The 14,631-nt window shown below is 72.4% G+C and carries 9 protein-coding genes and 2 pseudogenes; 6 read left to right on the top strand and 5 right to left on the bottom strand.

Going from position 1 to position 14,631, the window contains the following annotated elements:
• Positions 1 to 26: 26 nt before the first annotated feature.
• Positions 27 to 368, bottom strand: coding sequence for a metalloregulator ArsR/SmtB family transcription factor (locus UG55_RS07710; protein WP_066064896.1), 342 nt, complete (start codon positions 366 to 368; stop codon positions 27 to 29).
• Positions 369 to 704: 336 nt separating this feature from the next.
• Between UG55_RS07710 and UG55_RS33365 the strand changes: the two are divergent.
• From UG55_RS33365 to UG55_RS07700, 4 genes and pseudogenes are all read left to right on the top strand, one after another.
• Positions 705 to 1,140 (top strand): annotated as a pseudogene (locus UG55_RS33365) (helix-turn-helix domain-containing protein); the annotation flags it as partial.
• Positions 1,141 to 1,355: 215 nt separating this feature from the next.
• Positions 1,356 to 1,514 (top strand): hypothetical protein, encoded by a 159-nt coding sequence (locus UG55_RS29080; RefSeq protein WP_157901501.1) that lies wholly within the window; start codon positions 1,356 to 1,358, stop codon positions 1,512 to 1,514.
• Positions 1,515 to 1,573: 59 nt separating this feature from the next.
• Positions 1,574 to 2,686 (top strand): annotated as a pseudogene (locus tag UG55_RS33360) (ABC transporter ATP-binding protein); the annotation flags it as partial.
• Position 2,687: 1 nt separating this feature from the next.
• On the top strand, positions 2,688 to 5,476 hold a 2,789-nt coding region (locus tag UG55_RS07700; RefSeq protein WP_242423894.1), incomplete at its 5' end, for an ATP-binding cassette domain-containing protein.
• Between the two features lie 80 nt (positions 5,477 to 5,556).
• On the opposite strand, the gene UG55_RS07695 is transcribed toward UG55_RS07700, so the two are convergent.
• Together UG55_RS07695 and UG55_RS07690 are read right to left on the bottom strand one after the other, a co-directional pair.
• Positions 5,557 to 7,455, bottom strand: a complete 1,899-nt coding sequence (locus UG55_RS07695; protein WP_066064887.1) for a CocE/NonD family hydrolase — start codon at positions 7,453 to 7,455, stop codon at positions 5,557 to 5,559.
• A 1,147-nt stretch (positions 7,456 to 8,602) separates the two neighbouring features.
• Positions 8,603 to 10,567: a DHA2 family efflux MFS transporter permease subunit gene (locus UG55_RS07690; RefSeq protein WP_083986549.1), complete on the bottom strand. Its 1,965-nt coding sequence runs from the start codon at positions 10,565 to 10,567 to the stop codon at positions 8,603 to 8,605.
• 163 nt (positions 10,568 to 10,730) lie between these two features.
• Between UG55_RS07690 and UG55_RS07685 the strand changes: the two genes are divergently transcribed.
• Positions 10,731 to 11,195: a MarR family winged helix-turn-helix transcriptional regulator gene (locus tag UG55_RS07685; protein WP_066064884.1), complete on the top strand. Its 465-nt coding sequence runs from the start codon at positions 10,731 to 10,733 to the stop codon at positions 11,193 to 11,195.
• Between the two features lie 55 nt (positions 11,196 to 11,250).
• Here UG55_RS07685 and UG55_RS07680 read toward each other — a convergent pair whose 3' ends face one another.
• Positions 11,251 to 11,958, bottom strand: coding sequence for a TetR family transcriptional regulator (locus UG55_RS07680; protein WP_083986548.1), 708 nt, complete (start codon positions 11,956 to 11,958; stop codon positions 11,251 to 11,253).
• A gap of 122 nt (positions 11,959 to 12,080) precedes the next feature.
• Here UG55_RS07680 and UG55_RS07675 point away from each other — a divergent pair, with 122 nt between their 5' ends.
• On the top strand, positions 12,081 to 13,706 hold the full coding sequence (locus UG55_RS07675; protein WP_083986547.1) for an MFS transporter: 1,626 nt from the start codon (positions 12,081 to 12,083) through the stop codon (positions 13,704 to 13,706).
• Between the two features lie 112 nt (positions 13,707 to 13,818).
• On the opposite strand, the gene UG55_RS07670 is transcribed toward UG55_RS07675, so the two are convergent.
• Positions 13,819 to 14,631, bottom strand: coding sequence for a TetR/AcrR family transcriptional regulator (locus UG55_RS07670; protein ID WP_242423888.1), 813 nt, complete (start codon positions 14,629 to 14,631; stop codon positions 13,819 to 13,821).

Raw genomic sequence — 14,631 nt, 5'->3', positions numbered from 1 at the left:
CCGTCACCCGTCACCCGTCACCCCGCTCATGACCTGCTCGAATCTCCTTCGCGCAGCTCCGCGAGCAGGCCGGCCTGCCCGGCTGCCATCTCCGTCAGGATTCGCCGGGCCGCCCGCATGAGATCGGCGACGTCGCCGCCCGCCAGGGCGTAGACCACGGTCGCACCGTCCCGGGTCGCCGTCACGATGCCGGAGCGGCGCAGCACAGCCAGGTGCTGGGAGAGGTTCGACGGCTCGACCTCGATCGCCGACAGCAGATCCCGCACCGGCATCGGCCCGCCCTGGAGGAGCTCCAGCACCCGGATCCGGACGGGATGGCCGAGCATGCGGAAGAACTCCGCCTTCGCCTGGTACAGCGGAACTCCCACCGGCAGTCCCCTCCGTCCGTCTCCGGCCGTGCCTCGCCTGTCGCTCCACACATGGTAACCAAGCTTGAGGAGTTGCAAAATTTCGCAATGGATCAGGCGGTGACGGTGCGGTGGCGGAGCCGGGGCTGGATGCCACCGGGCGGCGGGCGCCCGTCGTGGCGTTGGCGTCAGGCCGTCAGCCGAAGGAGGTGGGAGTCGGCTCCGACCATGAACGGTCCTTGTTCTGCCAGCAGACGAAGGGCTTTTCGGCGGTTCCCGGACGAGGCCCGCGGTGAGGCGGGGGCGGCTGCCTGATCGGCGGACCTTGCGCGGGAAGGTCGCGGCTATCCTGGCCGTATGTCCACCTCCGCGCCGCCGGCGGGCAGTGGCCCGCGGCCGGCCGGGCGCAGCGTGGCGCAGACGCGGATCCTGACGGCCGCGCTGGAGCTCTTCGCCGTCCACGGGGTCAGCGGGACGTCACTCCAGATGATCGCCAACGCGATCGGGGTCACCAAGGCGGCGGTCTACCACCAGTTCAGGACCAAAGAAGAGATCGTCCTGGCCGTGGCGGAGGCGGAGCTCGCCGAGCTGGCGGCGGCGGTCGACGCCGCCGAGGCCGAGCCGCGTCGCGAGCGCGCCCAGGAGATCCTGCTGGTGAAGGTCGTCGACACCGCCGTCAGGCGGCGGCGGGAGACGAGCGTCCTGCGACATGACCCGGCGATGGTCCGTCTCCTCGGCACACACCAGCCGTTCCAGCAGCTGATCGAACGCATCTACCGCCTCCTGATCGGCGNGGCGGCGGAACCGGAGACCAGGGTTCGCGTAGCGATGCTCTCCGCCGCGCTGGGTGGCGGTGTCTCCCATCCGCTCGTGGCGGATGTGGACGACGAGACGTTGCGGACCCTGCTCCTTGAGGTGACCCGGCGCCTGCTCCTGCCCGCCGCCTGACCAGTCCGGAGCCCCTGCCGGCGCCAGTTCGAAACACGAACCAGTTGTTACGGTCCTGGGGTGGTATCTGACATCCCCGTCGGCACGGTTCGGGCCGTGGCCCGGCGGTCACGCATCCCCGAGGTGAGCGTGCCAGCCGAGGTCGTCGAGGTGCCGCTGGCACTCGACGACACGGTGGACGCGGATCTCAGTGAACGCGCCGCGCGGAGAGGCCGGTGAGTTCCGCCGGCCAGCCGGCGGCCCCTCCCGGCTGGCTGCGCGGCCTGTGGGGCTTCCTCATGCTCCACCGCCGCGACCTCGCGCTGGCGCTCACCGCGGCCGTGCTCGGCAGCGCCTGCCAGGCCGTCGTCCCGCTGATCGCCCGGCACATCGTCGACGACGTGATCGTGCGGCGGACGTCGCCGCTGTGGCCGTGGCTGATCGTGCTGTTCGCGGCCGCGGCCGGCACGTTCGGCTGCGCCTACGTCCGCCGGTACCGGGGCGGGCGGGTCGCCCTCGGCGTGCAGTTCGACCTGCGCAACGCCATGCACGACCACCTGCAGACCATGGACGCCGACAATCTCTCCCGGCTGCCGACCGGGCAGCTCGTGGCCCGCGCGAACTCGGACTCGGCGCTGGTGCAGGGCCTGCTGAGCCTGTTGCCGATCATGATGGGCAACGTCCTCATGCTGATCGCGACGCTGATCGTCATGATCGTGCTCTCCCCGCCGCTCGCGCTCATCAGCCTGGCCGTGGTCCCGACCCTGTTCGTGCTGTCCTACCGCCTGCGGTCCCGCGTCTTCCCCGCCACCTGGGACGCCCAGCAGCGCGAGGGCGCGGTCGCCCAGATCGTGGACGAGGACGTCAACGGCGTGCGGGTGGTCAAGGCGTTCGGCCAGGAGCGGCGGGAGCTGGACCGGGTCGTCGAGGCGGCCGGCGATCTCTACGGATCGCGGATGCGCGCGGTACGGCTGCGGGCCCGCTACCAGCCGCTGCTGGAGGCCGTGCCGACGCTGGCCCAGGTCGCGATCCTCGCCGTGGGCGGCTGGATGGCACTGCGCGGCGACCTGACCATCGGCACGTTCCTGGCCTTCTCCACCTACGTCGGCCAGTTCGCCGCCCCGGCCCGCCAGCTCGCCGGGGTGCTCACCGTCGGGCAGCAGGCCCGGGCCGGCGTCGAGCGGATCTTTCAGCTGCTGCGCCTACGCCCGGCGATCGCGGACGCCCCGGACGCCGTCGAGCTCGGCCCGCTGCGCGGCGAGATCGTCTTCGAGGGGGTCGAGTTCGCCTACCCGGACGGCCCGCCCGTCCTGCGCGGCCTCGACCTGCGGGTCGCCGCGGGGGAGCGGGTCGCTGTCATCGGGCGCAGCGGCAGCGGGAAATCGACCCTGGCGACGCTGCTGAGCCGGTTCNACGACCCGGACGCCGGCCGGGTGACAGTGGACGGCCACGACCTGCGGTCGGTCCGGCTGCGGTCGCTGCGTTCCCAGGTCGGCGTCGCGTTCGAGGAGAGCTTCCTGTTCTCCGCCTCGGTGCGGGAGAACATCGCCTACGGACGTCCCGACGCCGGCGACGCCGAGGTGGAGGCCGCGGCCCGCGCGGCGGCGGCGCACGAGTTCATCACCGGACTGCCCCGCGGGTACGACACGGTCGTCGGGGAGCGCGGCCTGTCGCTGTCCGGTGGCCAGCGCCAGCGGATCGCGCTGGCCCGCGCCCTGCTCACGGACCCGCGGGTGCTGGTTCTCGACGACGCGACGAGCGCCGTGGACGCGCACACCGAGGAGCGCGTCCACGGGGCGCTGCGCGAACTGCTGCCCGGCCGCACCACGATCCTGATCGCCCACCGCGTCTCCACGCTGCACCTGGCCGACCGGATCGTCGTCCTGGACGGTGGCCGGGTGATCGAGTCGGGCACCCACGAGGAGCTGGTCGAACGCAGCGCCGCCTACCGAGCCCTCCTGGCCGGGCTGGACGCGGAGCTGGCGGACGAGCTAGGCGACCGCGTCGAGGCATTCGCCGCCCTCGTCGACGCCGAGCAACCTGACACCGGGCAGCGCGACGGTGCGAGCACCGAGGGCCAGCCGGCGGCCGAGGGCGAGGGCACGTCCTCGGCGGGTATCTCCCCGGCGGGTACGACTCCGGCGGCCGCGCGCCGCGATCTGCTGGACGCGGCCGCCGGTGTCGCCGGGTCTGCCGGTGTCGCCGGGGCAGCTGTGAGCATCGGCGCGGGCCTGGGCGGCGGTGGCCGGGGCGGCAGCTGGCGGATGAACCTGGCGCCCACCCCGGAACTGCTGGACCGGGTCGCGGCGCTGCCGCCGATCCGCGACGTCGCCGACCTCGACGCGGCGGCGGAGAGCCGCCCGGACCCCCGTTTCAGCCTGCCCAGGCTGCTGCGCCGGTTCCGCCGGCCGCTGCTGGTCGGGCTGCTGCTGGTGATCGGGGACGCGGCCGCCGGCCTGGCCGGGCCGGTGCTGGTGCGCACCGGTGTCGACAGCGGGGTCGCCGAGGGCTCCTACCGGGTGCTGTGGTTGGCCTCAGCTCTCTTCCTCGTGATCACCCTGGCCGACCTGCTCGACCAGATCGGCGAGACGTTCGTGACCGGCCGGGCCGCCGAGAAGATCATGCTCTCGCTGCGGATCCGGATCTTCGCCCAGCTCCAGCGGCTCTCCCTCGACTACTACGAGCGCGAGATGTCCGGCCGGATCATGACCAGGATGACCACGGACGTCGACCAGTTCCAGTCACTGATCGAGAACGGGCTGCTCGCCGCGCTGGTCTCGTTCGTGACCTTCGCCGGTGTCGGGGTGGCACTGCTGAGCCTCGATCTGGAGCTCGGCGGGCTGACCCTGCTCGTCGTGCTGCCGCTGGCGGTGGCGACGGTCTTCTTCCGCCGCCGCGCGGGCGCGCTCTACGACCTCTCCCGGGAGCGCATCGCGATCGTCAACGCGGACTTCCAGGAGAGCATCGCGGGGATCCGCGAGGCGCAGGCGTTCGTCCACGAGACGGCGACGGTCGAGCGGTTCCACCGGCTGGGTCAGGACTACCTGCGGTCGCGGCTGGCCGCCCAGCGGCTGGTCGCGATCTACTTCCCGTTCGTCCAGTTCCTGTCGGCGGTGGCGGACGCGATCGTGCTCGGAGTCGGCTCGGCGCTGATCGTCCACGGGCAGCTCAGCGTCGGGGTGCTGATCGCCTTCATCCTCTACATCAGCATGTTCTTCTCGCCCATCCAGCAGCTGTCCCAGGTGTTCGACGCCTGGCAGCAGACCAGGGTCTCGGTAGCCCGCATCGCCGAGCTCATGCGGCTGGAGACCCTCACCCCGGCGCCGGAGCACCCGGTCGACCCGCCACCGCGGCCGCGCGGCGAGCTGGTGCTGGCCGGGGTGCGCTTCGCCTACCCGCCGCCGCCCGCGCCGCTGCCGGGCTCCGGCCCGGCGCGAACCCGTTCGGCGATCGGCCCCGCCGACCCGCGGTTCGCCCGGCTCGAAGACGCCGTACCCCGCCGGCCGCCCGAGGCACTGCGCGGCGTTGACCTGCGCATCGCCGCCGGGGAGACGGTGGCGCTGGTCGGTGAGACCGGGGCCGGCAAGTCGACGGTGATGAAACTGATCGCCCGCTTCTACGACCCGGACGCCGGCACCGTCAGCATCGACGGCCTCGACCTGCGGACCCTCGACCTCGGCACGTTCCGCGGCTGGCTGGGCTATGTGCCCCAGGAAGCCTTCCTGTTCAGCGGCTCCATCCGGGACAACATCGCCTACGGTCGCCCGGCGGCGAGCGACGACGAGGTGGCGGCGGCGGCGCGGGCCGTCGGCGCGCACGAGTTCATCAGCACGCTGCCCGGTGGCTACCACCACGAGGTCGCCGAACGGGGCCGTTCGCTGTCGGCCGGGCAGCGCCAGCTGATCGCGCTGGCCCGCGCCGAGCTGGTCGACCCGGTCCTGCTCCTGCTGGACGAGGCCACCTCGAACCTGGACCTGGCCACCGAGCACCGGGTCTCCGCGGCCATGCAACGGCTGGCGCGGGCCCGGACCACCGTCGTCATCGCGCACCGCCTGCAGACGGCCCGCACCGCCGACCGCATCGTCGTGCTCGACCGCGGCGGGATCGCCGAGGTCGGCTCCCACGAGGAGCTGATCAGCGCCGATGGCCGCTACGCCTCGATGTGGCGCGCCTTCGAGCTGGTCGGCGCCCCCGCCGGATGACGGGCCGCCTCCGGTGACGGGCCGCCTCCGGTGACGGACCGCCTCCGGTGCGGGCGGCGCCTTCCGTGGATGCGGTCAGCTCAGGGCGAGACCTGCACGGTCGGCAGCTGCACGCGGACGCTGGTGGCGTAGATCGTGCTGAGGCCGTTGCCGGGGCGTGAGTAGGGGCTGTACGACGTCAGCAGGTCGAGCCGCGGGCGGTGACCGGCGGCGAAGGTGTAGGCGTTGCCGTTGAGCTGGAACGTCACCGGGCCGGACTGGTTCGCCTTCACCCGGACGACACCCCGGCTGACCAGGATCTCGGTCCCGTTCGGGGCGACGTCCCAGAGCTGCGCGTTGAGCTGGCTGTCGGCGCCGATGTTCCGGATGGTCGCCGTCACCTGCGGCATCCCGGCCAGCGTGTAGGCCTTCGTGCGCACCGGGCCGGTCGCGATGATGCCGTTCGCCGGGGGGAGCGCGATCGACGTCTTGCACGGGTCGGATTTCTGCAGGGCCTGCGAGAACAGCGGGCCGAACTTCGTCGAGTCACCGCCCAGCATGGCGCCGAGGCTGTCGACCGTGACCGTCCCGGTGATGAGTCCGGTGACGATGTCGCCGAGGGTTCCGGGCAGGATGCCCAGCACCGGGTCACGGTCGACCGCGCCGAGGAAGTTCAGCCCGGTCGACGTCGAGGACTGCAGGCCCGACCAGGTGTAGCTCAGCGTGCCCGGATGCGCCGCGGCCCAGCTTGCCGCCCTGACGGCTGCCGGGGTCGGCGCGCCGGCGGGGCAGCTCATCGGCGACAGGGATACCGACTGGGCCGCCGGGGCCGTGCCGAGGCCGCGCAGCTTCGCGTCGAAGAACGCCGAACCGGCGTCGACCAGCCGGGCGACGACGTCGTTGCGGTTGCTGGCGCCCGGGTGGCCGGTGTCGCCCAGTTGCAGCGAGACATCCGCGCCGGGGCTCGCCGCGAGGGCCTGGTTGTAGAGCGCGAGGGCCTGCTGTGCGGTGAACAGGTCGTCCGTCCAGCCGTTCTCCACGAGCATCGGGGCCGGTACCCCCGGAATCGCCGTGGTGCCCTTGTACTTCATGGACTGCAGGAGGCCCTGAATCGCGGTCCCGGTGTACGGCTCGCCCTTCAGAATGGCCTTGTACCAGGCGGTCAGGTCGGAGTGCGGGTCGGCGCCCTCCGGGGCGACGGTTCCGAACAGCTGGGATATCAGGTAGAGAAACGTCGTGTACGACAGTTTCGGAACGCCGAACGGGGAGATGTCGGCCGCGTAGTCCGCCGGTGCCGTGTCGGTGAGGCGGCCGTTGGGTACCAGCGCGGTCACCAGGTCGGCCCAGCCCCAGCGGGGGTAGGCGGCCGCTATGCGCAGCGACGTACCCGCCGGGCTGGTCCACGGGGTGAAGGAGCCGTCGGGCAGTCCGACGCGGTCCTTCAGGAACGCGAGCTGCGCCGAGGTACCTCCGCCGTAGGAGATGCCGGTGACGCCGAGCGCCGCCGGGTCGGCCACCCCCTGGTCGACGAGCTGCCCGAGCAGGTGCTGGACGTCCCGTGCCTCGTACCGGTAGTCGTCGAGGCGGACCCAGCCCTTTTCGCAGCCGGCGCTGGACCTGCTCGCCGCACCGCAGGAGCCGCCGAAGCCGCGAACGGTCGGGGTCACGACCGCGTAGCCGCGCTTGGCATAGTAGTTGGTGTTGTAGTGGTAGGTCAGTGCCTGGGACCCCTCGGGGGAGGTGTCCTCGAAGGCGGTCTTGTCCTCACCGAGCCCGTGCAGGATGACGACGGTCGGGAACGGCCCCGAGCCGGTCGCCGGCAGGGTCACGTCGACGTCGAGCGGCGTGCCGTCCCAGGACGGGACGCGCTGGTCGAGCGTCGCGGTCGGGCAGAAGCGCACGCCGTTCTGGTCGGTGCAGTCGTGCCCGAACGGCGTGACGGCCGCGCTTGCGGTCGCGGTGTCCAGAACGACCAGGCCGGCGGCCATGGTCGTGGTCATCGCGACCGCGCATAAACCTTTTCTCAATCTCCCGCGCACAGCGCTCTCCCTCATTGATGAAACCGCCGACCGGTTCCAGGCCCGCGGGGTGGGATGTGGGGTGTGGGGTGTGGAAAACGGGCCCGGAATTTTCCAGCCAGGCGGGAGTTCGGAGGGCCCTGAGCAGGAGCCAATCCTGGTCACTTGAGACCGATTTGTCCTTAGTGCACCGGTACGAAATCAGGCGCCTCGGTCTGGACCGTCGTGCCAGCGCGCGGGGCCGGGTCGGCGCGGGGCCGGGTCGGCGCGGCGCGGTGCCGCGCCGGCGCGGTGCCGGCCGGTGCGGGTGCCTGGCCGGGCTTCGGGTGCCAGGTCGGTGCGGGGGGCCGGGCCTGGCCGGGCTGCGGGGGCCGGGCCAGGCCGGGCTACGGGGGCCGGGCCTGGCCGGGCTGCGGGGGCCGCGTCGAGCGCTTCGGGTGACGTGGCTGTCTGATCGGCGGGATATCGCGGCTGTTGGGCCGGCGGCGGGGTGCGGTGGGTGGCGGCTGCGGGCTGGTGTGGGGGGCGCACTGTGCCGGCTGTTCGATGTCCACGATCCCGTCGGTGGACGTCTGGGGTGGTGAAGATCGCGTCGTGGTGGGGCCACGGGGCTGCGGGCGCTCGGCGGGACCCCGCGGTAATGGGGCTGCCTGGGCTTTCAGCGCGCCGGCAGGCGCCGCGGCAGCCGTCACCCACCCGTGGGGCGTGGGTCCGGGAGGATTCGCCGACAGCGACTGAAGGGCTCCTTGTGTCCTTCACTCGCAGGGGTTGCGGCCCCAGCGTCACCGTGGTTGTCAAGACGTCTCGGCAGGAGACACGAACAGCCCTTCAGTCGCGGGATCGGCACTGCCGCGCCCGCGCTCGAAATGCTGACCATCGTCGTCAGATCACCGAGCGCGCCCGCCGCACCTCCGCCCGCGCTCCCGCCGGGCCTCCATGCGCGCCGTCCGTCGAGAATCAGCCCGCGCCTCCGCACGCGCCGTCCGCTCCGTGCCCGCCCGCGCCTCCGCACGCGCCGTCCGTCGCGAACCAGCCCGGCGAGCACTCGCCTGCGGCTCCGCCGAGCACTCGCCCGCGCGCCCGCGCCCGAATCAGCACCCGCACGGGTCGAGATCCACGGGATCGACCGCTAGGAGGTCACCCCGGGGGTCGGGGCACCAGCCGGGGCGGGATCCGGGGCGGCCGGGTCGCCGCCGGGAACCGGCTTCCGCTGGGGCGCGACCGCGAGCTCCGGTACAGGCACGGATTCGGGCTCCGCGGTGGCCGGCTCCGCGGTGGCCGGCTCCGCGGTGGCCGGCTCTGCGGTGGCCGGCTCCGCGGTGGCCGGCTCTGCGGTGGCCGAATCCGCGGTGACCGGCTCCGCGGAGCCCGAAACCGCGGTGACCGGCTCAGTGGCGACCGGCTTTGCGCTGGTAGGGGCGTCCGTCGTGACCGCGGGGTCAACGCTGGCTGGGGCGTCTGTGGTGACCGCGGGGTCCGCGCTGGCTGGGGCGTCCCCGGTAACTGGGGCGTCCGCGCTGGCAGCGACGTCCGAGATCGGTTCTGGAGTGGAGGGCGGTGTCGGGGCGCCCGCGGTGCTGCGGGGCGCGGCATGGCGGGGCAGGAAGAGCCCTGAGATGACACCGACCACGGTGAGGCCGACGATCCACCAGAACGTCTCACCGAAGGCGGCGCCGATCTTGTCTGCGACCTCCGGGGGCAGGCTGACCTGCTGGGCGCTTTCCAGCATCCCGCTGCCCGCGCCCGGGATGCGGCTGGCGATGGCGTGCTGCAGTTGCACCGCGACCAGTGCCGTCGCGAGTGATCCGCCCACCCGCTGGAGGATGTTGAGGGCTGTGGTGGCCCGGGGCACCGCCGCCGGCGTGAGCGTCTGGTAGGCCGCGCTCATCGCCGTCATCATCGAGGCGCCGAAGCCCAGCCCGCGCACGAACAGGAACCCGGCCAGCAGCGCCTCGTTGGTGTGTGCGTCCACCTGGGTGAACGCGAGCGTGCCGAGGCCGCAGACCGCCATGCCGATCGGGATGACCCAGCCAGCGCCCCGGCGGTCGGCCAGCCGCCCCGCCAGCGGCATGGCGATCATCGCGCCGAGGCCCTGGGGCACCAGCGACAGCCCGGCCGCGAGCGCGCTCTGGCCGCGGCCGATCTGGTAGTAGAGCGGGAGCAGGAACATCCCGCCGAACAGCGCCGCGCCGACGACGAAGGTGGTGATGCTGGCGAGGGTGAACGTGCGGTTGCCGAACAGCTGCAGGTCGAGGAGGGCGTCCCGGCGGCGCAGGGCGTGCACGACGAAGGCGAGCAGCGCCGCCACGCCGATCGCGCTGCTGATCTGGACCCGCGCGGAGCCGAACCCGCCGTCGGAGCCGGCCTGGGAAAGGCCGTAGACGAGGGCCGCGAGCCCGGGGGAGATGAGCAGCAGGCCCGGAACGTCGAGCCGGTGGTTCGCCTGCCCGCGGTCGTCGCGCGGCAGCACCCGCCACGAGGCGACCAGGGCCACCGCGCCGACCGGCAGGTTCACGAAGAAGATCCAGCGCCAGTCGAGGTGATCGACGATCAGGCCGCCGATGACGGGGCCGAGGACCGGGGCGATCAGCGCGGGCACGCCGACGACGTTCATGACGCGGTTGATCCGCTGTGGCCCGGCCGCGCGTGCCAGCAGGGTCATGCAGATGGGCATGATCATGCCGCCGCCGATGCCCTGGAGCACGCGGAAGACGATGAGGCTGTTCGCCGACCAGGCGACACCGCACAGAGCGCTGCCGATCAGGAACAGCGTGAGCGAGATGTTCCACATCCGGGTCGCGCCGAAGCGCTCCACCGACCAGCCGGTCAGCGGGATGACGACGGCGAGCGCCAGCAGGTAGCCGGTCGTGACCCAGGAGATCGTCGACAGTGAGGTGTCGAAGTCCCGGCTGAGTGTCTCGATGGCGACGGCCACGATCGTCGTGTCCAGGATCGACATGATCGCGCCGAGCGTGACGGTGAGCGCGAGGCGCCGCAGCGCCGGGTCGATCCGGTCGTCGCCGGGGGGTGGCGCGGCGGTCGAGGAGTCACCGGACCGACCCGCGTGGGCGGTCTCATTAGGGTGATCGGACACAGCAAAGCTCCCGGCGACGGTCCAGTGTGGCCCCCGGCGCGGCTCCCGCCGCCGACAGCCCTGTCGCGGCCCAGCATCCGCTGGTCATTGAGTAACGTCAAATATTTACGGCTGACAACGAAAAGTCTTCGTGGACGGCGCATGGACGGGGTACCGTCGGGACATGATCCGTCCGGTCGCCGCGGAGGCATGGCTCGCCCTCCAGGCGCTCCTCCTGGGCGGCGAGGGGTACCGGCAGCTCCACCAGGCCTGCCAGGAGGTCGACCTCCCGCCCGGTGCCCTCAAGGTGCTGCTCGTGCTGTCCGCCGGGGCGCGGCCGATGCGCGAGCTGGTCAGCACCTTCCGGCTGGATCCCTCCTACATCACCAGCACGGTGGACGCGCTGGAGCGCCGGGGGTTCGCCCGCCGCGAGCCCCACCCGACGGACCGGCGCGCCAAGACGGTCGCCATGACCGACGAGGGGGGCGAGGTGGTGGCCCGGGTCAGGGAACGGATGGCGGTTCCCCCGCCCTCCTTCGACGTGCTCTCGCCCGCCGAGCAGGAACAGCTGCTGAACCTGCTCCGGCGCATCCTGGACGCCGAGCCGGACATCCCCGAGATGATCCGCCCCAGGCCGACGACTGACTGACCCCCCTGGGAGCGCCGCGCTGATCCCCCTGGGAGCGCCGCGGCCTCCGGGATCGTTACCTGGGGATGTCGGGTCCCGCCGCGTGGGGTTCCGCTGTGTCGGGTGCTGTCGCGTGGGGTCCCGCCGCGTGGGGTGCCGTCAGCTCTGGGCCGCGCGCGGCGTCGGGCGGGCTGACCGGCTCCTTCAGGAGGGCGTGCAGCGACGGGGTGAGCTGGTCGAACGCGTGCCGGCCGAGCTCCAGCAGGTCGGGCTTGCCGTCGCACGCCTCCCAGTGGACGAGGACGGAGTCGACGGTGGCGAGCGTCCAGGCGGTGAGCAGCCGGGCGGTGAGGGGACCGTGGGCCGTGCCCAGGCGGGTGGTGACCGAGGTGGTCAGCGCGGCGGTCCGCTCCCGCTGCGCCTCGGCGAGGCGGGCGCCCAGCTCGGGCCGGGTGGTGGCCATGCGCAGGACCGCGAGCGCGGGGGCCGGGTTGTCGGCGCACTCCTGCAGCACGGTGAAGGTCGCGGCCCGCAGCGCGGCGATGACCGGCTCGTCGGAGGGCCGGGCGGCCACGATGCTGCCGAACCCGGCGGAGTGGAAGATCTCGTCGACGACGTCTTCCTTCGCCGGGTAATAGCGGAAGAACGTACGCGGAGACACATCGGCCGCGGCGGCGATGTCCTCGATTGTGGTCGCCTCGTAGCCGCGCTCGGTGAACAGGCGCATCGCGGCGCTCGCGAGCGCCTCACGCGTCCGTTCCTTTTTCGTCTCCCGAAGACCCATGGCTGCCTCCTCGCCGCGATCCTACCAATCATCTGGCAGGTAAATGTTAAATGGCACACGGTTGCCACTTTGCTTTCGGGATGTGAGGCTGAGACGAACGCCTTCGAAGGAGTGGAGATCCGATGACCGCACCACCCTCCGCGACCGCTCGGCATCAGCCCGGCAGGGCGAGGAAGCATGCCGCGGTGGCGCCGCCGGGCCGCCTGGACCGGTTGCGGGGGAATCCGTGGCTGACCCTCGTGAGCGTCGCCCTGGGTGTGATCATGGTCGGGCTCGACGGCACCGTCGTGTCGATCGCCAACCCGTTCATCGCCCGGGATCTCGACGCCGGTCTGCAGAGCCTGCAATGGGTCACGAACTCGTACCTGCTCGCGCTGGCGGTGCTCCTGATCGTCGGCGGCAAGCTCGGTGACCGGTTCGGTCGCAAGAAGATCTTCCTGGTCGGTGTCGCCGGTTTCGCGCTGACATCGCTGCTGGTCGGGCTGTCCGGGAGCATCGGTGAGGTCATCGCCTGGCGGGCGATGCAGGGTGTTTTCGGCGCGCTGCTGATGCCCAACACCCTGGCCCTGCTGCGGTCGGTGTTCCCGGCCGAGAAGCTGAACTCCGCCATCGGTATCTGGAGCGCGAGCTCCGCGATCTCCATCGCGGCCGGTCCCATCATCGGCGGGCTTCTCGTCGAGAACGTCTCGTGGGAATCCGTGTTCTATCTGAACATCCCGGTCGGGGTGATCGCGCTGGCCGTCGGCATGGCGGTGGTGCGGGAAAGCCGGAACGAAGAGCCCGGTCAGCGGTTCGACCCGGCCGGCCTGGTGCTGCTCTCCGGCGGACTGTTCGCGCTGGTCTTCGGCGTGGTCAAAGCGCAGTCCTGGGGCTGGGGCAGCATGAACACCATCGGCTTCCTCGGCGGGGCCGTCGTCCTGCTCGTGCTCTTCGTCCTGGCCGAGCTGCGGGTGGCACAGCCGCTGCTGCCGATGTCGCTGTTCCGCGACCGGTCGGTGGCACTGGGAAGCGCCCTGGTGCTGGTGAACTTCTTCGCCATGTTCGGCGTGCTGTTCTTCCTCACGCTGTACCTGCAGAACGTCCACGGCTACTCGGCGGTGGCGACCGGGGTGCGGCTGCTTCCGCTCACCGTCGTCTTCATGTTCGGCAGCCCGATCGCGGCCAGCCTGACCACCCGCTTCGGCCCGCGCGTGCCGATCGGGGTCGGGATGTTCGTGATGTCGCTGGCCCTGTTCTGGATGACCACCCTGGGCACGGACACGTCCTACATGCGGCTGTGGCCGTCGCTGCTCGCCATCGGTGTCGGCATCGCCTTCGTGTCGGTCGCCTCCGCCGAGGCGATCGTCGGGAACGCCCCGCTGGAGCTCTCCGGTGTGGCGGGTGGACTGCAGAGCACGGCGATGCAGCTCGGCGGCGCCATCGGCACCTCCGTGCTCGGCTCCGTCCTGGCCGCCCGCGTCGAGGGAGTCCTCTTCGACAAGACGGTGAACGCCGGTGCCCCTCCCGAGGTCGCGGCCGGAGTCGGTGAGGCCGCCGAGGCGGTGACGCAGGGCCTGGCGCCCGTGCCGGCCGGGGCCTCCCCGCAGATCGCCGACGCGGTGACCGCGGGGGCGCACGCCGCGTTCATGTCCGGTCTGCATGTCGCGCTGCTGGTGGGCGGCATCGTCGCGCTGCTCGGCGCGCTGGCCGCCCCGCTGATCAGGGCGAGCGGACGGCCGTCCGAGGCCACCCCGGCTTTCGCCGTGTAACCGGCACCCGCCATCGGGGGTTCGGGGTGTCCGGGGCTCCCGGGGCCCGGGGCCATTCCGGTGGTGCCGGGTTCCTGGGAGCGGAGCGGCTCCGCCTGTGGATGGTCCGCCGTCAGAGGTTCGGGACGGGGGGACGCGCGAGCGGGGCCGCTCCCGGGCGTAGCGCGGCCATGAAGAGATCCAGGTAACGTTCGACGGCCCCGGCCGTGGCCCCGGGGACTGCCCAGGCTCCGGCTCCGGCTCCGGCGGCGGAGACGGCCCCGGAGTCGCCGGTGGGCCCGGCGGCCGTGTCGGCCGCCGTGTCAGCCGCCGTGTCGGCGGTCGTGTCGGCCCCGGCGATGGCGGACATGTCGACCACGCCGCGCAGGGACCACAGGAACAGGACGACGTCCATGACGGTGACATCCGGGCGGATGGTGCCCGCCTGCTGGCCCTCGGCGAGCAGCTCCGCCAGCGCGGCGCGGAACGCCAGCCGCAACTCGTCCGACTGGGCGGCGTCGTAGATCCGCATCATGTAGCCGCGCTTGCGGATCTGCAGGAGCGCGCACCGGCGGAGCGTCCGCTCCAGGCCCCCGCCGTCGCCGGCCCCCAGCTCCGCCCGGGCGCCGTCCCGCAGGTCACGCAGCAGGTCCTCGGCGATCTGGCGGAGCAGGTGGTCCTTGGTGGGAAACCGCCGGTACAGCGTGCCGACCCCGACCCCGGCGCGCCGGGCGATCTCCTCGACCCCGGCCTCGATCCCGCGCTCGGCGAAGATCTCGCAGGCGGCGGTGATGATCCTGTCCCGGTTGCGGGCGGCGTCCTGGCGCAGGCGGGGCGCGCCCTCGGCGGGTGGCGCGCCCCCGGCGGGTGGCGTGGCTCCGGCCGGTGGCGGGCTCTCGGCCGCCTGGGACGGTGGCGTCGCCGCCGGTGCACTCACCCTGCTCAT

The organism is Frankia sp. EI5c, assembly GCF_001636565.1.
Lineage (GTDB): Bacteria > Actinomycetota > Actinomycetes > Frankiales > Frankiaceae > Parafrankia.
The sequence above is the reverse complement of the archived record's forward strand: the minus strand, read 5'-3'. Positions and strand labels throughout refer to the sequence as shown.

What these genes read in the sequence shown, in the direction of transcription:
- UG55_RS07670 (WP_242423888.1), bottom strand. Translation starts at nt 14,631, where the DNA reads ATGAGCAGGGTGAGTGCACCGGCGGCGACGCCACCGTCCCAGGCGGCC.
- UG55_RS07685 (WP_066064884.1), top strand. Translation starts at nt 10,731, where the DNA reads ATGATCCGTCCGGTCGCCGCGGAGGCATGGCTCGCCCTCCAGGCGCTC.
- UG55_RS07695 (WP_066064887.1), bottom strand. Translation starts at nt 7,455, where the DNA reads ATGACCACGACCATGGCCGCCGGCCTGGTCGTTCTGGACACCGCGACC.
- UG55_RS07675 (WP_083986547.1), top strand. Translation starts at nt 12,081, where the DNA reads ATGACCGCACCACCCTCCGCGACCGCTCGGCATCAGCCCGGCAGGGCG.
- UG55_RS07680 (WP_083986548.1), bottom strand. Translation starts at nt 11,958, where the DNA reads ATGGGTCTTCGGGAGACGAAAAAGGAACGGACGCGTGAGGCGCTCGCG.